Genomic DNA, 21964 nt, shown 5'->3' with positions numbered 1-21964 from the left:
CATGACCAAGGCTCCTCATTCGCCGCCCGAAAACCGTGGCATCAATCAAGAACAATTCCTCGACATCCTGTCGCGCGAAGAAGCGCTGACGCGTTTCGAAGCAGCCCTTTTTCCTCGCGACCTGTTAAGTGAGGAAAAGCCCTTGGCAAGCGCGATCGGGTTGGCGCTGGCGCTGGATGTTGTCGCGCCAGTTGATGTACCGCCATTTGACCGCTCCAATGTCGATGGTTTTGCGGTGCGTTCGGCAGACCTTGCGTCAGTCAGCCAGGCACAGCCATCGGAACTCGCCCTCAATGACGAGACAATTGCCTGTGGTGTCATGCCTCGCCAGGAGGTACTCAAGAAAACCGCAACGCCGATTGCCACCGGTGGTCCGATACCGCGCGGGGCCGACGCCGTTATCATGATTGAACATACCGAACAGGCTTCCAATGGCAGTATCTCGGTTCAGCGCAGCGCCAACCCCGGCCAGTTCATTTCATTCGCCGGTTCCGATATCGCACGAGCCGAAGTCTTGCTTCGCGCCGGCACGGTGATCGGCTCGCGCGAGATCGGCATGCTGGCGGCCTGTGGCATGGACAGCGCGACGGTTGCCCGCAAGCCCCGCGTCGCCATCCTGTCAACCGGCGATGAACTGGTTCAGCCGGGAAAACCTTTGCGCCCGGCTGCCATCTACGACACCAACGGCGCCATCATCAGCGCATCAGTCACTGAAAACGGTGGTGAAGCGACATTTCTCGGTGCCGTTCCAGATGAAGAAAAGGCACTGGAAAGGGTCATGCGAGACGCATTGGCCAACTTTGACATGCTGATCCTCTCGGGCGGCACTTCGAAAGGGGCTGGCGACATAACCCACCGCATCGTGTCGCGCCTTGGCAATCCCGGCATCATTGCACATGGCGTGGCATTAAAGCCGGGCAAACCACTCTGCCTTGCCGTCTGCAATGGCAAACCTGTCATTATCCTGCCAGGCTTTCCAACTTCGGCAATGTTCACCTTTCACGACATGATCGTACCGGTCCTGCGTCGCATGGCGGGTCTGCCACCCAGAGCGGAAGCGCAAGTAACAGCACGGCTCCCGCTGCGGGTCGCGTCCGAACTGGGTCGTGCCGAATTCGTGATGGTCTCATTGGTCGAAGGCAATGATGGCTTTGTCGCCTATCCAACCGGCAAGGGTTCGGGTGCGATAACCTCGTTTGCGCAAGCCGACGGTTTCATTCGCGTCGATGCCTTGGCCGACCATGTCGCTGCAAACACCACAACCGAGGTGACGCTGTTCACACCACATGTGCGTGTTCCGGATCTGGTTATCATCGGCAGTCACTGCATTGGGCTGGATCAGGTGCTGGCTCCCCTCACCCGCTCCGGATTTGCAGCACGTTCACTCTCTGTCGGCAGTCTTGGCGGACTGGCTGCTGCACGCCGCGGCGAATGCGATCTCGCGCCGATCCATTTGTTCGATGAAAATAGCGGAACCTACAACGCGCCATTCCTGACGCAGGAGCTCGAACTTGTGCCCGGCTGGCGGCGTATGCAGGGGATCGTTTTCCGGTCGGGTGATCAACGCTTTGAAGGGCTTGATGCGAAGGACGCCATTGCCGCCGCGCTGCTCGATCCACATTGCCTGATGGTCAATCGAAATCAGGGTGCTGGCACGCGTATCCTGATCGACAAATTGCTGGGTAGCGCACGGCCCGAAGGTTATTGGTATCAGCCGCGTTCGCACAACGCGGTTGCAACCGCAGTTGCGCAAAAGCGCGCCGATTGGGGTGTGACCATTGAACCCGTAGCCAAGGCGTCTGGACTGGGCTTCATTGCACTGACCGAAGAACATTACGATTTCGCATTGGTGACAGCCCGAAAAACGCGGCCCGCCGTCACCGCGTTCCTTGAAGCCCTGACTTCAAACGCTTGCCGCGCCGCACTGGTCCGTGTCGGGTTCACCCCTGCCTGACCGACTGAAGCAATCCCGGGGAAAATGGGCAATCAGTCCGCTATGCGTTCGGCTAGTCTCTCCGCCTCGGCCAGATCGTCAGTCGTATTGGCGTTGAAAAACGGATCGACCGGCTCCACCGGCCACGACACCGTGGCAAGCCGGTAACGCCCGGTCCAACGGTCGATCTTGCGCATGTCTTCAACGACCAGCGCATAGCGCAAATCCTCACGCAAATCGACACGCCAAAGACCGACAACCGGATGCGACCTGCCGCCTGATGCAGCAACAGCGAGTTCGGCACCCTGGCTGGCTCGCGCTTGATGAAAATTTTCAACCAGATCGCGAGGCAGGAACGGGCAATCGCCAGCCACGCTGGCAACCCATTCAACTCCCGGTCGCGTCTCAGCCACCCAGTCGAGTGCTGCAAGCACACCAGCCAGCGGTCCGGGATTGTCAGCTACGTTATCGGCAACCACCGGCAGTTTGAAGGAAGAAAAGCGCGCCGGATCACCATTTGCGTTGATGATCAGCCCATCGCATTGGGGCGCGAAACGGTCGATGACGTGATCGAGAATGGTGCGCCCCGCAATGCGTCGCATCGGCTTGTCGCCGCCACCCATGCGCCGAGCCAAACCACCGGCCAGCACCACACCAATAGTCGGTAGTAGATCACCCATCATCGCGACCGCCCTTGCGCCGACTGCGCGACGGCTCTTCTTGTACAAGCGCCAAATCCTGATCGAAAACGATCCGCTCCTGTCCCGACAGCGCGGCAAACCTTTTGCCTCGCGCACGACCAATCAGGGTCAAGCCAACCTGTTTGGCCAGTTCCACGCCCCACGCCGTAAAGCCCGAACGTGATACGAGAATGGGAATCCCCATCCTTACCGTCTTGATGATCATTTCCGAGGTCAGGCGGCCTGTCGTGTACAAAATCTTGTCTGCCGGATCGACATGATTGACGCGCATCCATCCGGCAATCTTGTCAACCGCATTATGGCGTCCGACATCTTCCATGTAGCACACCGGCTGGCCCTGCCTGCACAACACGCAACCATGAATGGCGCCAGCCTCCAGGTAAAGCGACGGCGTGGTATTGATCGCACGCGTCATCTCATAGAGCCAGGATGTGCGCAGTTGCGCCTCGGGCAAGACAATATCGCCGATGGCTTCAAGCAGGTCGCCAAATGCCGTGCCCTGCGCGCAACCGGACGTCAGCGTCTTCTTTTTCAGTTTCTGCTCGAAATTGGTGCCATGCTCCGTGCGAACGACCGCCACCTGCAAATCGCCGTCATAATCGACCGCCGTCACCACATCATCCGGCTTCAGCATATTCTGGTTGAGCAGATATCCGATGGCCAGATAATCTGGATAATCGTTGATCGTCATCATGGTGACGATCTCCTGCGCATTCAGATAGAGCGTCAGTGCGCGCTCGACCGGTACATTGACAGAAATTTCCTCGCCATTGTGATCAACACCGGCAACGCGCTCGGTCAGCAACGGATCGCCGGGATTGGGCATGATGATCGCGTTAGCGGATCGGCTAGTGATTTCGTTCATGGCATTCTCGCATGATGTTCGACGCTTGGTCGCTTCCTAAAGCAATTCCGGCAGAAGTGGAAACCGAATGACGGCTCCAAATCACGTAGAAAACAACGAATTAGCGCGTTTCGATGTCTCATCCGTTCTTCAATTCGCGTGCACAACAGCATGAAAAATGCTCGCGCACGATCATCCAGTGGTGTAGATGGCGACGTCTAACCGGGCCTGCAAGCCACTTGTTTTGGCCCACGATCTTGGCCCATTGTCTGGGCAAGTGCCCGAATAGAGTGAATTTATATGGCGCAGCTTTCAGACGACTGCTTTGCCTTCGGCGGGCCGATGACATCCGTCGACGAAGCTGTTGCACTTGTCACCGCTCGCCTGAGCGCTGTCGAGGAGACCGAAACGGTTCGCCTGATTGATGCCGATGGACGGGTCCTGGCAAGCGACCTGAAAGCCCCGCTGGCACTGCCCCCTTTACCAATTCCGCTGTCGATGGCTACGCCGTGCGTGGCGAAGACCTGCCGGTTTCAACAGAACAGACATTTGCCGTCACAAGCCGGATACAGGCAGGCGCGCAGACTGTGCCGGCACTTGCACCGGGACAAGCCAGCCGCATCTTCACCGGCGCACCGATGCCTGAAGGCGCAGATACCGTATTCATGCAGGAAGATGTCAGCATCGACGCAGACGGTAATGTGGTGCTGCCAACCGGGCTGAAACGTGGTGCCAATGTACGACCCGCCGGTGAAGATGTCGCGATGGCGAGTGTCATCATCCGGGCTGGCAGGTTGATGCGACCGCAAGATATCGCGCTAGCTACCGCCTTTGGCATGACCGGGATTGAAGTTCGCCGCAGGGTCCGCGTCGCTGTTTTCTCGACAGGCGACGAGATCGTTGCGCCCGGCAACGCCCGCGCACCAGCGCAATTGTTCGATTCCAACCGGTTCATGCTGATCGCCATGTTGCGACGGCTTGGCTGCGAAATTAGCGATCTTGGCATTCTCGATGACAACCGCGCCCGCATATCGGACGCTTTGAAAAGCGCCGCAACAACGCATGACCTGATTTTGACCTCAGGCGGCGTCTCGACCGGTGAAGCCGACCATGTCAAGGCCAGCCTCGAAAGCGTCGGCAGCCTCCATTTCTGGCGCATTGCAATCAAACCCGGTCGTCCTGTCGCCATGGGAGTGATCGCGGGAACACCCTTCATCGGCCTGCCGGGAAACCCGGTTGCGACCTTTGTTACTTTTGCCCATGTGGTGCGCCCGGCACTTTTCACACTGGCCGGAACCGGGCCCCAGCAGCCCATAGCAACCATCGTGCGCGCTGCATTTTCCTATCGCAAAAAGATCGGACGCCGCGAATACGTGCGAGCCAGCCTGCGGACGGCTGCGGACGGCTCGCTTGAGGCGACAAAGTTCCCGCGCGAAGGAGCTGGACTGATGTCATCACTGGTTGAAACAGACGGCATGGTGCAACTGCGCGAAGAAATTACCACTGTCGAACCGGGTCAATCTGTTGAATTCATACCCTATTCTGGCATCATGTGAATAATGACCGCCACACCATGCGTCGAACTGCGCACGCGCAACACTTGCACTGACCTGATTATCATGTGACCAAGGTATATGATCCGGGAGATTGAATTTTCCGCCACAAGGCAGAAAATCTCCAACATTGCGACCGCTATGGCATTTGAAATATGGACAGGGTTTTACAGTGCCAAACTGGCGTGTTTTTCAGCATCATGCGTCTCATAATCGATACCAGAGATCGCATTGCGAACATTCTAAGCCACCGATGGCGGATATTGTCCGCGCAAAATAAAGACATCGGTAGCAGCGATTCAGCGGCGCCACGGTGGAGACGACCAAATTCAAACTCGAATTGGTCTAAAAAACTATAGCGTTGGGAATATTTTTTGCCTTATAGTCAAATTCAGATATTCCCGCAGAACAGCCCAGTGGCGTGTTCCGTGATGGAAGGGAACTAAAATGACAGTGATGGAACGGCGACCACGTGACCGAGGCCCAAAAGGGCGCAAGCTGGATGATGCCGCACTTCGCGACGTACGCGAACTTCTTGGAACACAGCCTCGACGCCGTGACCTGTTGATCGAGTTTCTACATCTCGTTCAGGATAAGTTTGGGTGCCTTTCAGCCGAGCATATGCGCGCGCTGGCCGAGGATATGCGCCTTTCACAAGCTGAAATCTATGAAGTGGCCTCGTTCTACGATCATTTCGACATCGTCAAGGAAGGCCAGCCCAAGCCGGCCGCCCTGACAATCCGCGTTTGCGATTCGGTAAGTTGCATGGTGGCAGGCGCAGAGACATTGATTGGCGAACTTGCCGCTGGTGTCGATCCGTCCGCAATTCGGGTCGTGCGCGCTCCTTGCATCGGGCGCTGTGCGGAGGCACCTGCTGCGCGCATCGGCGATAGGGAAGTCGGCCATGCAACAAGCGAAGGCCTTCTGCAAATGGCAAAGGCCGGCGAAACCAACGTCGTCGTTCCTGAATACACCGATCTCGAAGCCTATCGCGCGGCGGGCGGCTATCAACTCCTGGAGAAAGTGCGCAAGAGCACGCTGACCACCGACACCATCATCGAGACCATGCAAAATGCCGGTCTTCGCGGTCTTGGTGGGGCCGGATTCCCGACAGGTAAGAAATGGCAATTCGTGCGCTCCTATACCGGGCCGCGGTTGATGACCATCAATGGTGATGAGGGAGAACCGGGCACCTTCAAGGACCGTGTCTATCTCGAACGCGATCCGCACAGGACTTTCGAGGGCGCGCTCATCGCTGCCCATGCGGTCGAGGCCGAACGCATCTACTATTACATGCGAGACGAGTATCCTGCCGTTCTGGCGATCCTTCGCAACGAGATCGCCGCGCTCGAAAAAGCCGGCATCGTCTCCCCCGGCTTCATTGAATTGCGACGCGGTGCGGGCGCTTATATCTGCGGAGAGGAAAGCGCGATGCTGGAAAGCATCGAGGGAAAACGCGGAATGCCGCGCCACCGCCCGCCTTATATCGCTGAAGTTGGCTTGTTCGGTCGGCCCACGCTCAACCACAATGTCGAAACCCTGTGGTGGATACGTGACATCGTTGAAAAAGGCGCGGATTGGTTTGCAAAGCTTGGAAAGCCGGACCATCCCGGTATTCGTTCATGGTCGGTTTCAGGCCGTGTGAAGAACCCGGGCGTTATTCTTGCACCGGCTGGCGTGACGGTGCGCGAACTGATTGATGATCATTGCGGCGGCATGGCTGATGGACACAGCTTCAAAGCCTATTTGCCCGGTGGTGCGTCAGGTGGCGTTCTTCCAGCGTCGATGGGTGACATTCCGCTCGATTTTGGCGGCGAACTGGCCAAACAAGGTGCATTTGTCGGCTCGCATGCCATTGTGGTGTTCTCGCAGGAGGACAGCATCAAGGACGTGACGGTCAATTTGTTGAAGTTTTTCAAGCACGAAAGCTGCGGCCAGTGTACGCCCTGCCGCGAGGGAACCGGCAAGATGGTATCGCTGCTGCATAGTGAAGGCGGTCTCAACGAAACCGCTCTGCGCGATCTGGAAACGGTGATGCGCGACGCTTCAATCTGCGGGCTCGGGCAAGCCGCCCCCAACCCGGTCAACCATCTTCTAACGCATTTCCGGGATGACTTGTGAGATGACCAAAAAGATCGAATTCACCCTGGACGGGAAAACAGTCAGCGCAGAAGCTGGCGAGACGATTTGGGAAATCGCAAAGCGCGAAGGCACAAAGCTGCCGCATCTGTGCCATGTCGATATGCCCGGCTATCGCACGGACGGCAATTGCCGCGCCTGCATGGTCGACATCGAGGGTGAGCGCGTGCTTGCCGCCTCCTGTATCCGCCAGCCCACGGACGGCATGGTGGTGCACACCGATACCGAGCGCGCGACAAAGTCACGCGAGATGGTGTTCGAATTACTGGCCAGCAATATGCGCCCGGCCGCGGATGGACCCGACAACCAGTCGGCATTCTGGGACTGGGCATCGTCGATGGGAATTTCCGGCAGCGACCGGTTCGCCTCCAAGTTCGATGCCGCCTCCACCGCTGAATTCGACATTTCCAATCCGGCCATAGCCGTCAATCTGGATGCCTGCATTGCCTGCGGTGCCTGCGTACGCGCCTGTCGTGAAGTTCAGGTCAACGACGTCATCGGCATGGCCGATCGCGGTGGCCACATCATCCCGGTCTTCGATATGCACGACCCGATGGGTCTTTCCACCTGCGTGACCTGCGGCGAATGCGTGCAGGCCTGCCCGACCGGGGCGCTCTATGAAAAGACCCTGATGGACGAAAAGGGCAAGACCCGCGCCATTCAGGAATTCGACAAGGTCGTTGACACGCTGTGCCCGTTTTGCGGTGTCGGTTGCCAGACCAGTGTCGCCGTAAAAGACAACAAGATTGTCCAGGTTGATGGTCGCAACGGCTATGCCAATGAAAACCGCCTCTGCGTCAAGGGCCGGTTCGGCTTTGACTATGCCATGTCGCCCGAACGTCTGACCAAGCCACTGATCCGTCGCGACGATGCGCCAAAAGCCGCCGATGCGGACATGCGTGGCGTCGATCCACTGACGGTCTTTCGCGAAGCCACTTGGGAAGAAGCGCTGGAACGCGCAACAGGCGGCCTGAAAACCATCCTCAAAGATCATGGTGGGCAGGCACTGGCCGGTTTCGGTTCAGCTAAGGGCTCCAACGAAGAGGCCTATCTTTTCCAGAAGTTCGTACGCCAGGCCTTTGGCACTAACAATGTCGACCATTGCACCCGGCTTTGCCATGCATCATCGGTCGTCGCGCTGATGGAAGGCGTGGGTTCTGGCGCTGTTTCGGCACCGTTCAACGACGCGATGAAAGCCGACTGTGCCATCATCATCGGCGCGCGCCCAACAACCAACCACCCGGTTGCCGCCACATTCTTCAAACAGGCCACCAAGCGCGGTCTGAAACTGATCATCATGGATCCGCGTGGGCAGGATTTGATGCGCCATGCCACCCATTCGCTACGCTTCAAGCCGGGCAGCGATGTGGCCATGCTGAATGCATTGTTGCATGTCATCATCGAGGAAAAACTCTATGACGAGCAATACATACAGGCAAATGTCACCGGTTTCGAGGCGCTGAAAGCCAAGGTAAAGGACTTCTCTCCGGAAGCCATGTCCGAGGTTTGCGGCATCGAAGCCAGCGTTCTGCGCGATGTAGCACGGACCTATGCGACATCGGAGCGCTCGATCATCTTCTGGGGCATGGGTGTTTCCCAGCATACCCACGGCACTGACAATTCACGCTGCCTGATTGCGCTGGCGCTGATCACCGGCCATATCGGGCGTCCCGGCACCGGCCTTCACCCGTTGCGCGGCCAAAACAACGTGCAAGGGGCTTCCGATGCAGGTCTGATCCCGATGTACTACCCCGACTACAAGTCGGTGGAAAACGTTGATATCCGTAGCCAGTACGAGAATTTCTGGGGCCAAACGCTCGATCCCAAGCGCGGCCTGACAGTTGTCGAGATCATCGATGCGATACATGAAGGCGAAGTGCGCGGCATGTATGTCATGGGCGAGAACCCGGCCATGTCCGACCCGGATCAAAGCCATGCGCGCGCAGCACTTGCCAAGCTCGATCACCTCGTTGTCCAGGATATTTTCCTGACCGAAACAGCCTGGCATGCCGATGTCATTTTGCCAGCTTCAGCGCATGCAGAAAAAATTGGCACCTACACCAACACCAATCGCCAGGTACAAATCGGCAGGCCCGCACTCGACCTGCCGGGCGAGGCGCGCCAGGATATCGACCTGATTATCGAACTCGGCCGGCGCATGGGTCTTGACTGGACCTATAGCCACGTCTCCGACGTTTACACCGAGATGGCGGCAGTGATGCCATCGCTCAAACACATCTCCTGGGATCGCATCGACCGCGAAGGTTCCGTCATATATCCGGCGGATGGTGAGGACGTTCCTGGCAACGAGATTGTCTTTTCGTCAGGCTTCCCGACAGCCGACGGGCGCGCCCGTATCGTACCGACAGACCTGTTGCCACCGGCTGAAGTACCGGACGCGGATTATCCATTGGTGCTGACCACCGGGCGCATTCTCGAGCATTGGCATACTGGTGCCATGACAAGGCGGGCCGGCGTGCTCAACGCCATCGAACCGCAAGGTATTGCAGCAATGAACCCCTATGAGATCGAGCGGCAAGGCCTGTCGATCGGTGACATGGTGCAGGTCGAGACACGGCGTGGCACGGTTGAAGCCATTTTGCGGGCTGATCGCGAGGTGGCCGACGGCATGGTGTTCATGCCTTTCTGCTTCAACGAAAGTCCGGCCAACAGGCTGACAAATCCGATGCTCGATCCATTCGGCAAGATACCCGAATTCAAATATTGCGCGGCGCGCATTTTGCCGATGAAGCACGTTGAAGCGGCAGAATGATCCGCAATCGGCTGCCAATAGCCGAACCGTCAATAAATTGAACTGTGCCGGTCCGGAGAAAATCCGGTCCGGCAATTCCACGCTCTGATACATCGATTGGTAACGAACAGAACGCCGGGTTCCGGTTTTCAGATTGTCGCGGCACTCAGGACAAAATCTCGCACATTCGCAAGATCACGCTGATTCGCAATGATCGCGTCAGTCCCGGTTGCGCGATGTTTCGGCTGCGATGGTGAAATGGTGCATCATCACGTCCTTCAATTCCTGGGACAGACCTGCCCGATCAATCGCACGGCTCATGCATGCCAGCCAAAGATCGCGCATTTCTGGCCCGATCGGGACATGTTCGTGGATTTCCCGCAGCCGGGAGTGGCCGTATTTCTGAACATAATAACTCGGGCCGCCAAAAAAGCCGGAAAGATAATTGAACTGCTCTTCGCGTGAGTGCGCAACGCCGTGGCCCCGAAGATGAAGCAGATGCAATTCGGATGCGTCCTCATCCTGCTCAATGATGTCATAGAAGATTTTGACAACGCGCCTGATGGTCTCTTCTCCACCGATCGCGTCATATATGGAATGCTGTTTTATATCCGATTGACTGTTCAAAATTCATATCCTCCAACCACATAGTCAGTTGGCGTCAGAATTGGCTTCTCGTCCTATCTCGGCGCCACGCCGAATAACTTGTTTCGAAACAACTGTTACGTCGTCACTTTGTCCACGCACCGCCCTCATCCGAGCAAACCGCGTGTGGTCAAATCTAGTCCGGGCCAAATCCCGATGAGGTCGGGCTGCCGTCATCGAACTTGGAAAGCCAATCGATAACGGTCGGACGGTAGCGCGTCAGGCCCTTATAATCGATCAACTCCTGCGGCAAGCCACGCAGCACGCGATGGAACCGACGCGCCCATTTCGGCGAGCTAGCCAGTTCGTCCATATTGATCAGGTAGCAACGGATCGGAAACAACAGCGCATTGGAACGCGGCAAGCGGAAAAACATCTGCACTTCCACGCGCAGATGCACCTTGCCGCCGACATTCTCAGGCGTCACGGTCGTGCGGTCCGTGCCCCATTTGTGGTAATTCTCAGGGCTCGTATCGAGCCGGGGATTGATTGTCATTGTCCAATTGAGGCGGCGCGCAGGCTGCCCTTGCTGCATGGCCATCAGGAATTTCAGGGCACGATTGAATACGCCCATTTCGTGCGCCAGCGGAACCGGTGCATGCCATTCGAAGAAATTCATGCCGATGTCAAAATCCAGCGACCAGTCAGCCTGCGTCGTGACTATTCCAGCATCCATCCACAGATTGCCGTCACGCTGGTCGAGAACTGCAAAATCTCCCTGACTTTGACGCGTGATATATTCCAGAGGCTCATAAGGCAAAGTGGAGGTATCACCGAAAGTGAAATGATCATCGATACCAAGCGGCCGGTTGACCCAATGCCATTTGTCACCGTCGCGGGTGAGCGAAAAATGTTCGGGATAGCTTTGTGCCTTCTCGGTCATCAAAAGCTCAAGCGTATCCCAGCCCGCAAGCGTCATATGCGGCAGAGATTGACAGCGCAGCGGGTCTTCAGCCAACACCAGCGCGCGATCCTGCATCTCTGAAATGTAATGCTCGTCGACATCGAACAGGTTTTCGAAAACCGTGTTCGGGGAGCCTTTTACATGCGGTTCGATATTGACCGAATACATGTAACCGTCTTCATGAAACGGAAAAGGGAAACGACGAACTTGCTCCGGGCTGTTCCAGAATGAAAAATCGTCGCGAAATGTCTCCTGCTTGAAGTTTATTCCCATTTCATCCTCCTCACTTCCACGTGCCCCTGCACGGGAAATTCCTGAAACCATTCCCTTGTTGGGAGTGCGCCCTAATAGCCTTATCTGATCCGAAATTTGTACAGCTCGCTCGTGCAATGAGGCGAATTTCAAATTCAGGACACTAGCGTTCGAGAACCAGCGACTTGCCCTCAAAGCGGGACACGCATGGCATGATCTTGCAGCCCGAACGGTGTTCTTCCTCACTCAACCAATGATCGTTGTGCAGGAATGTGCCGTCATGGGAAATCACATTGGTTTCGCACTGGCCACAGACGCCGCCACGGCACAGATAGGGTGGGTTTAACCCGGTTCTCTCAATCGCCTCCAACAAGCTTTCATGTTCGCCGACATGAACATCCAGGCCACTGGTCGCAAGCCTGACATCAAACGGTTTACCCGGTTGCGGCGCTGCAAAATGCTCGAAATGCACGGTTTCTTCGGGCCAGCCGGCCTCGGCAGCCGTAGCGCGCACCCACTCGATCATCCCGGCGGGGCCGCATACATAAAGATGCGTTCCAAGAGGCTGCAACCCGAGAAGCTTCTCGAGATCGATCGCTTCGGAATGGTCGTTTCGGTAGAGGTGGATGCGGCGATCATGACGGGCCTGCAAAACATCGGCATAGGTGGCAAGAGCATCGCTGCGGCAAGAGTAGTGCAGTTCGAAATTGCCGCCTTCGACCGCAAGCTGCGCGGTCTGCGCCATAAATGGCGTGATGCCGATGCCGCCGGCTATCATCAGGTGTTTTCTGGCACGCAAATCGAGCGAAAACAGATTGACGGGATTGGAGACGATCATGCGCAAGCCCGGTTTGACCTGGTTATGCATGAACAGCGAGCCACCACGCCCGACATCGTCACGCCGCACGCTAATCGTGTAATCGCGCGTGTCATGCGGCGAACTCATCAGCGAATAGGGATTAAGTCGGGTTCGGCCATCGTCGCGCATCTCGACCACGATATGCGCTCCACCCGAAAACGTCGGCAAAATCGCGCCGTCCGTGCGTTCAAAATGGAAACGTTTTACGAGGTCATTGACTGCGACGACATCGGTCACCGTGACATCGATTTTGCTTGCTCCGGCACTCAATTGAAAATCTCCTCTTTCGGAGGAATATCAGAAGGGTCTTCCGCATTGATACAGACCCCTTGAAACGCAGCATAGCGCCGCGAATAATGATCGCGTACCAGCAAAAGCAGGCCGCAATGCGAACATTGTGCAGGTTGCGTTTTCACATTTTCGGTGATGCCCTTGCAATGGACACACTGCACCCGCCGTGCCAATGACCCGCGCTGCTCCGTCTGGATCGAATCATGATCGATCCCTGCCTCACCGGCTATTTGCACAACCTGGCCTATCAGGCCTTCCGACCCTGATACATAGAGGCGCATCCCCATATGAGCGCCGTCAAGCGTCTGACGAAATCTCGGAAGCGCAGCCGCCAGTGACGGCCCCTCATAAAATCGATCAGGATTCAGTGCCTTGAGCGCGTCGACATGTTGCACCCCGGTCTTACCCGGGATGAACATGATATGCGCATTGGCGAAGAAGTTCACTGGTGCCTTGCTGGCCAGATCAATGATCGCCGCACCACCTTCACCATCAGCAATCAGAAAATGGTGTGTCCCGGCCTGTGGTGAAAGCGTTCCATAAACCGGTCGACTGAGTATTGTATCGACCATTCCACCTCAGCCTTTCGCAGTCCGCTTCAGTTTCTTGGGATCGTCGAACGGCAGCGCCTGTGCCGTTGCCTTGATGGAGCCATCCTTGTTGCGCACTTCCAGCGGGGTTCCAACGACAGCACAGTCGACATCCAGGCGCGCAATGCCCATCGACTTCTTCACCAGCGGTGAATACATCGCGCAGGTTACCACACCCACCTTCTTGCCATCCTTGTAAACTGGCGCGCCTTCGTCGGCCGGCGTCGAACCTTCCAAGAGCACGCCGGAAATCTTGAAGCGCTCCTTGCCTTTCAGGCGATAATGCTCTTCTGCACCACGGAAACCGGTCTTGCCGGGGCTTACAGTGAAATCGAGCCCAAGTTCCCAAAGCGTATCGCCGGGGCCTTCGTTTTCGAAAGGATACATCTGTGAATTGTCGTACGGGTAGAACAAGAGATAGCTTTCAACCCGCAGCATATCGAGCGTGGTGAAGCGGCATGGAATGATGCCCATCTCCTTGCCTTCATCCAGAATACGGTCCCAGATCGTACCGGCATCCTGCCCGCGGCAGAAGATTTCATAGCCGCGCTCGCCGGTGTAGCCGGTGCGCGATATCATCACAGGCAAGCCGAAAAGCTGCGTCTGCATATGATGGAAATAGTTGAGATCACGGACGCCCGGCACATGCTTGGCGAGGTAGTCTACCGCCAGCGGCCCCTGCAATGACAAGTCATGGAGGTTGTCATCGAAGCGGACCGACACGTCCCGGCCAATCGAGGCGCGCGTCAGTTCTTCATGACCGGAGCCCGAGCCATGCACAACCATCCACGAATTCGGACCCATCCGGTAGATCACGCAATCATCAGTGAATTTGCCCTGCTCATTGAGCATACAGGCATAAACCGACTTTCCGGGATAGATCTTCTCGACATTGCGAGTCGTTGCCAGGTCGATCACATGAGAAGCATGAGCGCCGGTGATGTGGACTTTCTTCAAACCTGAAACGTCCATGAGCCCCGCCTTGGTGCGGATCGCTACATATTCCTCGTCGGCATCCTTGTCATAGCTCCAGGCGGTTCCCATGCCGCTCCAGTCCTCTAACTTGGACCCCATGGCACGATGACGATCGGCCAATGTCGAAAACCGCCACGAAGCTGTCATTAAATCTTCTCCTCCGAAATATTACGCATCCACCAGTCGGCCTAGCACCTAAGCCTATCGTTGTCAGTCAGTTCATATTGACCCTAAAAATAGCGGGAAAGCAATATCCAAATGCAAAAAACTTCACCTACAGGCAACATATCATAAGGCTGCCTGCCAATAGCGCTTCCGAGAATAAGAATATTCAAACAGGGTAAAAATTGATCAGCCGGCGACAAACCCGCAACTGCAACTGTCACGTCGTAACCCTATGCATGGCAGTTAAGGTCAAAAACACCATACACAATTGATTTAATTAAGAAATTTCACATGAAAACTTGCGTGCGCCCGCACATGCGATAGCATTGTGTGAAACGGGGTTACGCCCTTTGGGGGGATACCCCATCACCCGAAGAAACCAATAGGCAACACGCGCTGATAGGGCGAACATAGACGACTGGGGTGGAAGCTGAGGTCAAAACGACAGGTTCGATGTGATGGATGCATTCAAAGACAAGCGCGAAGAGTCGACTCTGGCAGACGGATCCTCCGCTGTCGGCGATTTTTCAGAAGAATCGAGCCCGAACGCGGCACCAAACGCGGCGAAGACCATTGCGTCATCCAAGAAAAAGTCCGCCACGGCGGCAGCACGAAAAGGGCGCGCGCGAAAGGCTGCGGCCAACACATCCGAGATCACAGCGACTTCGCCATCTGTCCTGCCCGCCTCCGATACGCCAAGCGGCGATCCGGCTTTGGCCGAAGCGCGCCGTAAGCCATCCGCGTCGAGATCCAGTGGCCGCGCCACCCGGACTTCACTGAAGAAATCGAAGGAAATCATATCCGATCCCTTATCGGTGGGTACGGCATCGACCCCGATTGACCATGGCTTTTCCGGCAAGGTGACCGATGGCGCTCGGTCGATCGCATCCATTATGCGCCCAGTGGCGCAGGGAACATCACAGCGCCTTGTCGGCGCAACGATTACCGCAGCGCGCGGCCTGATGACATCTCTTTCATCACCCCTTGCGGCGACATCTTCAAGTTCTGCTGCCTCATCTTCCGCTACCTCTTCGCAATCGACGAATGGGGCGCCAACGGCCGCACCGGCAGCTTCTAGCGCGGGTGGAGACACTGAATTCGTTCAAAGCGCCCCGGCTTCAACTCCAGCGCAAACCTTCACAAAAAGCCGGAGGCAGCTCAAGCCGCACCGGACGCCAGACCGGCAACCGTACTTGATACATCACAGGCAACAGTGGCTTCGGGCTGGAACGCCGATTGGCGCGCCGCATCAAGCACAGCGCCATGCGGGTCATGCACCGGGCGTGCCTGCACGGTTTGTTCAATCCGCACCGGTGGCCCCGCTACGGTCGGCGGTCTGCCGTCAGGCTACGACCAAAGAGTTGTCCAGTATTACGATACGACCTACGATGGCGCATCGGCTAACAGCCCCGAAACAAGCGCACCTGCAAGCCGCAGCGCTTCACCGGATGCGTCCGCGGGCACAGTCTCCTTGCTGGCCGCAGAAAGTGCCAATGCCATTGTGCTGGAGAACCAGAAGCAAGGCACACCGGAGAGCGAATGGCTTATCGACGCCGGTGATCCGACCATTGAAGGTTTTTCCGTTCAGTTCACAATCAATCATGGCGAAACCGTCGACTTCAAGATCAATACTGATTCGACCAATTACGTCATCGATATCTACCGTTTGGGATATTACGGCGGCGATGGTGCCCGCAAAATCACGACGATCAACAAGACGCTTGCGACCGCGCAGGTTCAACCCGATCCCTTGTTCGACGCAACGAGAAAGCTCGTTGATGCCGGCAACTGGAATATTTCCGCCTCATGGGATATCCCCGCCGATGCCGTATCGGGTATTTATCTTGCCAAAATGACCAGGCTGGACGGCTCGCAGGGGGCCAATATCATTCCCTTCATCGTTCGCGACGATGAGGCCCCGAGCGATATTACATTCCAGGCCTCCGACACCACATGGCAAGCCTATAACTGGTGGGGCGGCTACAATCTCTACGGCGGTGTCGACGCGGGCGGTCACGCGGGCCGCGCCAGTGCCGTCAGCTACAATCGCCCAATCATCACCCGCGACGGCGGCTTTTCGTCTGGACCACAGGATTTCATTTTTTCCGTCGAATACCCGACGATCCGCTGGCTTGAGCGCAACGGATATGACGTCAACTACATTTCAGGCATCGATACGGATTCGACGCCCGGACAATTGCTCAACAGCAAGGTATTCCTGTCTGTCGGCCATGACGAATATTGGTCGGCTGACCAGCGCACTAATGTGGAAGCCGCACGCGATGCCGGTGTCAATCTTGCCTTCCTGAGCGGCAACGAGGTTTACTGGGAAACCCGTTGGGAAACCAGCATCGACGGCAGCGGTACCCCCTACAAGACGCTTGTTTCCTACAAGGAACGCTGGGACAACGCCGATACCGACCCCGGCAACACGACCTCGACTTGGCGCGACCCCGAATTGGGATCGGGACAGCCGGAAAACGGTCTCACCGGCACGATATTCACCGTCGACTCCTATCGACTGGATACGATTGAAATCCCGTATAATCTGTCCAATTTCCGGTTCTGGAACAATACCGCTGTCGCAGATATCCAGCCGGGGCAAGTCTATTCGCTGACCCCCAATCTGCTCGGTTATGAATGGGATTCCGATCTCGACAATGGTGCGCGGCCAGATGGTTTGATAGCGCTATCGTCGACAACCGTCGACGTGGACACGCTACTGCTCGACTATGGCAACACCACCGGGCCAGGCACGGCCAGCCACAGCCTCACATTGTACCGCGCGCCGAGTGGCGCATTGGTGTTTGGGGCGGGTACCGTTTACTGGTCGTGGGGCTCGACGCCAACCATGACCTTGAGGTGACACCGACCGACCCGAATGTCCAACAGGCGATGGTCAATCTGTTTGCCGACATGGGCGTGCAGCCGACAACGCTGATGGCAAGTCTGGCCGTTGCATCGCAATCGACCGACACCACAGCACCCGTGAGCACGATTACGTCGCCAACAACGAGTGGAACTTTCACAGCAGGAAAGCCGATTGTCGTAACCGGCACGGCAGCCGATACCGGCGGCGGGTCCGTGGCTGTCGTGGAAGTGTCGACCGATGGCGGCTTGAGCTGGCATCGGGCGGCAGGCTTCGACAATTGGAGCTACAGCTGGACGCCTCTTGCGGGTGGCGATTACAACATAAAAACACGCTCCGTTGACGATAGCGTCAATCTGGAAACACCTGGTGCCGGGCTTACCATTTCGGTGGACCCGGTAACACTGACCAGCATTTTCTCGCCCTCGGAAACGCCGGAAATCCTGTCTGACACTGACGTTGGTTTCGTCAATCTGGGGATGAAGTTCTCGTCATCGGAATCCGGCACGATCGTCGGGATGAAATATTACAAAGGCCTAGGCGACGGCGGCACACATGTCGGCACGCTTTGGAGCAGCACGGGAACCATGCTGGCCAGCGCCACCTTTACGGGTGAAACTGCGAGTGGCTGGCAAACGGTGACCTTCAGCAATCCGGTTCAAGTCGCTGCCGGCGTTACCTATATGGCCAGCTACAACAGCAGTGGTCACTATGCCAACACGGCCGGCTATTTCACGACGCCCAAGACGAACGGCCCACTGACAGCCCAGACAGACAACGGATACTATACATACGCAACCGGCACCACACTTCCGGCAACTTCATCAAATGGCTTCAATTATTGGGTCGATGTCGTCTTCAGCCCCACCAACACGGTCAACGAACCACCGGTCGGCGTCAATGACGACGGTTTCCTGATCGCACGCAATACGTCAATCACCATCGCCGCGGCGACGCTTCTCGCCAATGACACGGATCCAAATGGCGACATTTTGACGATAACCGGCGTTGGATCGGCAAATAACGGAACAGTCACGCTCGACACCCAAAACAATACCATCACCTTCACGCCGACTGCAGACTATACCGGCCCCGCACGGTTCGGTTATGCGATCTCTGATGGCCGAGGCGGTATTGGATCGGCTTTCGTCGACATGAATGTGACGGAACAGACCTTCACCCTGTTTTCGCAATCAGATGTGCCGACGTCATTGAACGACAGCGACGCTGTACAGGTTAATCTCGGCGTCCGGTTCACCTCTTCGACAGCAGGAGCTATTTCGGGGATCAAATATTACAAGGGTGCCAACGACAACGGCACGCATACAGGCACGCTTTGGTCTTCAACCGGTACACTGCTTGCCACCGCAACTTTCACCGGTGAAACGGCAAGCGGTTGGCAGACCGTCGCCTTCAGCAACCCGGTTGCGATTACAGCTGGCACGACATATGTCGCGAGCTTCCATAGCAACGGCCATTACACCTCGACGGCAAATTACTTCACAACCCCAAAAACCACAGGTCCGCTGACAGCACCTTCTGGCAATAACGGCGTTTACGCCTATGGAAATGGCAACCAGTTCCCGACCAATTCATTCGGCAATACGAACTACTGGGTCGATGTCGTTTTCGATCCGGGCGGAGTTACCAACACCGCCCCTGTCGCCAATAATGACAGTGGTTATACCGCGCAGCAGAACACGGCTCTGCAAATCGCGGCAGCTTCGCTGCTGGCCAACGACACCGACGCCAATGGCGATCCGCTGACCGTGACAGGCGTTAGCGCACCAACCAATGGCACCGCCACATTCGACGCCCAGACCAACACCGTCACCTTTACACCGACGGCGGGCTATACCGGTGCGGCAGGCTTCACCTATGCCATCTCCGATGGACGCGGCGGCACATCATCAGCCACGGTCGCGCTCAATGTCACGCAAACCCCCAACGCCGCCCCTGTCGCCAACAATGACAGCGGCTATACCACGCAGCAGAACACGGCCTTGCAGATCACGGCTGCTTCACTGCTGGCCAATGACACCGACGCCAATGGCGATCCGCTGGTCGTGACAGGTGTCAGCGCACCAACCAATGGCACCGCCACATTCGACGCCCAGACCAACACCGTCACCTTTACACCGACGGCGGGCTATTCCGGTGCGGCAGGCTTCACCTATGCCATTTCCGATGGGCGCGGCGGCACCGCTACAGCTACCGCGGCACTTGATGTCACGCAGCCATCCACGGCGCAAAGCTTCTTCCCCGAAAATTCGACGCCTGCAGTGCTTTCCGAAAACGATCCCAACTCGGTCGAACTCGGCATGAGGTTCTCTGCATCCAGCGACGGCTCGATCTCCGGTATCAAGTTCTACAAGGGAACACAGAACGTCGGCACGCATACGGGCAGCCTGTGGACGAGTACCGGAACACTACTGGCCACCATGACCTTCACCAACGAGACGGCGAGCGGATGGCAGACGGTTGCGTTTAGCAATCCGGTTTCGATCAGTGCCGGGGTTACCTATGTTGCATCCTATCACACGGGCGGATTCTACTCGGCCAACAATAACTACTTCACGTCTTCAACCACCAATGGCGCGCTTACGACATCCGCAAATGCCGGCGTTTACGCCTATGGCACCGCCAGCGCGTTCCTGCAACAACACTTACAACGCGTCAAACTACTGGGTGGACGTTCTCTATACTCCGGGTGCAGCGCCATCCAATCTTGCCCCTGTCGCCAATAATGACAGCGGATATACCACGCAGCAGAACACAGCCCTGCAAATCACGGCTGCTTCGCTGCTGGCCAATGACACTGACGCCGATGGCGATCCACTGACCGTGACAGGCGTCAGCGCGCCAACCAATGGCACCGCGACATTCGATGTCCAGACCAACACAATCACCTTTACCCCGACGGCGGGCTATTTCGGTGTGGCAGGCTTCACCTACGCCATCGCCGATGGACGCGGCGGCACCGCTTCAGCTACCGCAACGCTTGATGTCACGCAGCCCCCCAACACCGCCCCTGTCGCCAATAATGACAGTGGTTATACTGCGCAGCAGAACACGGCTCTGCAAATCGCGGCAGCTTCGCTGCTGGCCAACGACACCGACGCCAATGGCGATCCGCTGACCGTGACAGGCGTTAGCGCACCAACCAATGGCACCGCCACATTCGACGCCCAGACCAACACCGTCACCTTTACACCGACGGCGGGCTATACCGGAGCGGCAGGCTTCACCTACGCCATCTCCGATGGACGCGGTGGTACATCATCAGCCACGGTCGCGCTCAATGTCACGCAAACCCCCAACACAGCCCCTGTTGCCAACAATGACAGTGGCTATACCGTGCAGCAGAACACAGCTCTACAAATCGCGGCGGCGTCACTGCTGGCCAACGACACCGACGCCAATGGCGATCCGCTGGTCGTGACAGGTGTCAGCGCACCAACCAATGGCACCGCCACATTCGACGCCCAGACCAACACCGTCACCTTTACACCGACGGCGGGCTATTCCGGTGCGGCAGGCTTCACCTATGCCATTTCCGATGGGCGCGGCGGCACCGCTTCAGCTACCGCAACGCTTGATGTCACGCAGCCATCCACGGCGCAAAGCTTCTTCCCCGAAAATTCGACGCCTGCCATTCTCACCGACAGCGATCCCAACTCGGTCGAACTCGGCATGAGGTTCTCTGCATCCAGCGACGGCACCATCTCCGGCATCAAGTTCTACAAGGGAACACAGAACGTCGGCACGCATACGGGCAGCCTGTGGACGAGTACCGGAACACTACTGGCCACCACCACCTTCACCAACGAAACAGCGAGCGGCTGGCAATCAACCGAATTCAACAGCCCGGTCCAGATCGCAGCAGGTTCGACCTACATCGTATCGTACCACACCGATGGCTTTTACTCAGCTGACAATGACTACTTCACGTCCTCGCAAACGAATGGTTCGCTCACGGCGCCCACAAATGCCGGCGTTTACGCCTATGGCACCGCCAGCGCGTTCCCCACCAACACATATAACTCATCCAACTATTGGGTGGATGTCATGTTTAACGGGCAACTAGCAGCCTGATGTGGAGAGCGCACCAGCGCTCGTACCACACACAAGAACGCAGGAAAGGGAATGCAATGCATCAAGAACTCTACGCAGATGGTATTGGTGAGGTCACGGTAAACGGCACGATCGTGCGCATCGATCTTGTCAGCCTCTCGCCCACTGAACGAGACCAGTCAAATGCGCCAAAACCTGTCTTCAAGCAACGGGTTATCATGTCTGTTGAATCCTTCGCCAACAGCGTCGATCTCATGCAGAAAGTTCTGCAGGGACTGATCGACGGCGGAGCCATCAAGCGCACTGCTGTGGCCGACCCCGCACCTCAGGTTGCAGGCGATGTCAGCGACAAGAAAGCGAAGAACGCACGTTCAAACACGAAGCAGAATGGCTCGCCTAACTTCAGTTAGGCAGCACG

General features: G+C 56.9%; 15 protein-coding genes and 1 pseudogene. 8 read left to right on the top strand and 8 right to left on the bottom strand.

The features are described 5' to 3' along the window. The first annotated feature begins 1 nt into the window (after window position 1). Window positions 2-1954 (top strand): molybdopterin biosynthesis protein, encoded by a 1953-nt coding sequence (locus tag AC0L7S_RS11180; RefSeq protein ID WP_473470961.1) that lies wholly within the window; start codon window positions 2-4, stop codon window positions 1952-1954. A gap of 32 nt (window positions 1955-1986) precedes the next feature. On the opposite strand, the gene mobA is transcribed toward AC0L7S_RS11180, so the two are convergent. Further along, entirely contained in the window at window positions 1987-2616 is a 630-nt protein-coding gene (mobA, locus tag AC0L7S_RS11175) for a molybdenum cofactor guanylyltransferase MobA (RefSeq protein ID WP_473470959.1), read from the bottom strand. Then, window positions 2606-3499: a formate dehydrogenase accessory sulfurtransferase FdhD gene (locus AC0L7S_RS11170; RefSeq protein ID WP_473470958.1), complete on the bottom strand. Its 894-nt coding sequence runs from the start codon at window positions 3497-3499 to the stop codon at window positions 2606-2608. The genes mobA and AC0L7S_RS11170 overlap by 11 nt, the downstream gene beginning before the upstream one ends. A 279-nt stretch (window positions 3500-3778) precedes the next feature. On the opposite strand from AC0L7S_RS11170, the pseudogene AC0L7S_RS11165 reads away from it, so the two are divergent. From AC0L7S_RS11165 to fdhF, 3 genes and pseudogenes are all read left to right on the top strand, one after another. After that, a pseudogene (locus AC0L7S_RS11165) lies at window positions 3779-5034 on the top strand (molybdopterin molybdotransferase MoeA). A gap of 444 nt (window positions 5035-5478) precedes the next feature. Then, the gene (locus tag AC0L7S_RS11160; RefSeq protein ID WP_473470957.1) at window positions 5479-7152 is read left to right on the top strand and encodes an NAD(P)H-dependent oxidoreductase subunit E; all 1674 of its coding nucleotides are present in this window, start codon (window positions 5479-5481) and stop codon (window positions 7150-7152) included. A 1-nt stretch (window position 7153) separates the two neighbouring features. Next, window positions 7154-9943, top strand: a complete 2790-nt coding sequence (gene fdhF, locus AC0L7S_RS11155) for a formate dehydrogenase subunit alpha (protein WP_473470956.1) — start codon at window positions 7154-7156, stop codon at window positions 9941-9943. A 198-nt stretch (window positions 9944-10141) separates the two neighbouring features. Here fdhF and AC0L7S_RS11150 read toward each other — a convergent pair whose 3' ends face one another. The 6 genes from AC0L7S_RS11150 to AC0L7S_RS11125 form a co-directional block, all read right to left on the bottom strand. After that, window positions 10142-10549, bottom strand: a complete 408-nt coding sequence (locus AC0L7S_RS11150; protein ID WP_473470954.1) for a group II truncated hemoglobin — start codon at window positions 10547-10549, stop codon at window positions 10142-10144. A 154-nt stretch (window positions 10550-10703) separates the two neighbouring features. Further along, complete coding sequence (locus AC0L7S_RS11145; RefSeq protein ID WP_473470953.1) at window positions 10704-11744, bottom strand: heme-dependent oxidative N-demethylase family protein; 1041 nt, start codon at window positions 11742-11744, stop codon at window positions 10704-10706. Window positions 11745-11886: 142 nt separating this feature from the next. Further along, window positions 11887-12852 (bottom strand): PDR/VanB family oxidoreductase, encoded by a 966-nt coding sequence (locus AC0L7S_RS11140; RefSeq protein ID WP_473470952.1) that lies wholly within the window; start codon window positions 12850-12852, stop codon window positions 11887-11889. Then, the gene (locus AC0L7S_RS11135; protein WP_473470950.1) at window positions 12849-13445 is read right to left on the bottom strand and encodes a dimethylamine monooxygenase subunit DmmA family protein; all 597 of its coding nucleotides are present in this window, start codon (window positions 13443-13445) and stop codon (window positions 12849-12851) included. The genes AC0L7S_RS11140 and AC0L7S_RS11135 overlap by 4 nt, the downstream gene beginning before the upstream one ends. Window positions 13446-13451: 6 nt before the next feature. Then, on the bottom strand, window positions 13452-14585 hold the full coding sequence (locus AC0L7S_RS11130) for an aminomethyl transferase family protein (RefSeq protein ID WP_473470949.1): 1134 nt from the start codon (window positions 14583-14585) through the stop codon (window positions 13452-13454). 454 nt (window positions 14586-15039) lie between these two features. Continuing rightward, window positions 15040-15696, bottom strand: a complete 657-nt coding sequence (locus tag AC0L7S_RS11125; RefSeq protein ID WP_473470948.1) for a hypothetical protein — start codon at window positions 15694-15696, stop codon at window positions 15040-15042. Between the two features lie 120 nt (window positions 15697-15816). On the opposite strand from AC0L7S_RS11125, the gene AC0L7S_RS11120 reads away from it, so the two are divergent. The 4 genes from AC0L7S_RS11120 to AC0L7S_RS11105 are packed head-to-tail and all read left to right on the top strand — an operon-like array spanning window position 15817 to window position 21956. Continuing rightward, window positions 15817-17469: a N,N-dimethylformamidase beta subunit family domain-containing protein gene (locus AC0L7S_RS11120; protein WP_473470947.1), complete on the top strand. Its 1653-nt coding sequence runs from the start codon at window positions 15817-15819 to the stop codon at window positions 17467-17469. Next, window positions 17436-20219 carry a DUF4082 domain-containing protein gene (locus AC0L7S_RS11115; RefSeq protein ID WP_473470945.1) on the top strand — a complete coding sequence of 928 codons (2784 nt, stop codon included), beginning with the start codon at window positions 17436-17438 and terminating at the stop codon, window positions 20217-20219. Before AC0L7S_RS11120 ends, AC0L7S_RS11115 begins: the two co-directional genes overlap by 34 nt. Next, complete coding sequence (locus AC0L7S_RS11110) at window positions 20107-21567, top strand: cadherin-like domain-containing protein (RefSeq protein ID WP_473470943.1); 1461 nt, start codon at window positions 20107-20109, stop codon at window positions 21565-21567. Before AC0L7S_RS11115 ends, AC0L7S_RS11110 begins: the two co-directional genes overlap by 113 nt. Before the next feature lie 56 nt (window positions 21568-21623). After that, a complete protein-coding gene (locus tag AC0L7S_RS11105; protein WP_473470942.1) occupies window positions 21624-21956 on the top strand; it encodes a hypothetical protein in 333 nt (110 codons plus the stop codon). The last annotated feature ends 8 nt before the right edge of the window (window positions 21957-21964 follow it).

It is taken from the genome of Mesorhizobium sp. G2-6-1, assembly GCF_055809095.1.
This window is presented reverse-complemented; position numbering and strand designations above follow the sequence as displayed.

Excerpts from the sequence above, each read along its gene's own strand:
- mobA (WP_473470959.1), bottom strand. The coding sequence starts at position 2,616 with ATGATGGGTGATCTACTACCGACTATTGGTGTGGTGCTGGCCGGTGGT.
- AC0L7S_RS11145 (WP_473470953.1), bottom strand. The coding sequence starts at position 11,744 with ATGGGAATAAACTTCAAGCAGGAGACATTTCGCGACGATTTTTCATTC.
- fdhF (WP_473470956.1), top strand. The coding sequence starts at position 7,154 with ATGACCAAAAAGATCGAATTCACCCTGGACGGGAAAACAGTCAGCGCA.
- AC0L7S_RS11130 (WP_473470949.1), bottom strand. The coding sequence starts at position 14,585 with ATGACAGCTTCGTGGCGGTTTTCGACATTGGCCGATCGTCATCGTGCC.
- AC0L7S_RS11160 (WP_473470957.1), top strand. The coding sequence starts at position 5,479 with ATGACAGTGATGGAACGGCGACCACGTGACCGAGGCCCAAAAGGGCGC.
- AC0L7S_RS11170 (WP_473470958.1), bottom strand. The coding sequence starts at position 3,499 with ATGAACGAAATCACTAGCCGATCCGCTAACGCGATCATCATGCCCAAT.
- AC0L7S_RS11180 (WP_473470961.1), top strand. The coding sequence starts at position 2 with ATGACCAAGGCTCCTCATTCGCCGCCCGAAAACCGTGGCATCAATCAA.
- AC0L7S_RS11135 (WP_473470950.1), bottom strand. The coding sequence starts at position 13,445 with ATGGTCGATACAATACTCAGTCGACCGGTTTATGGAACGCTTTCACCA.
- AC0L7S_RS11110 (WP_473470943.1), top strand. The coding sequence starts at position 20,107 with ATGGCACCGCCAGCGCGTTCCTGCAACAACACTTACAACGCGTCAAAC.
- AC0L7S_RS11105 (WP_473470942.1), top strand. The coding sequence starts at position 21,624 with ATGCATCAAGAACTCTACGCAGATGGTATTGGTGAGGTCACGGTAAAC.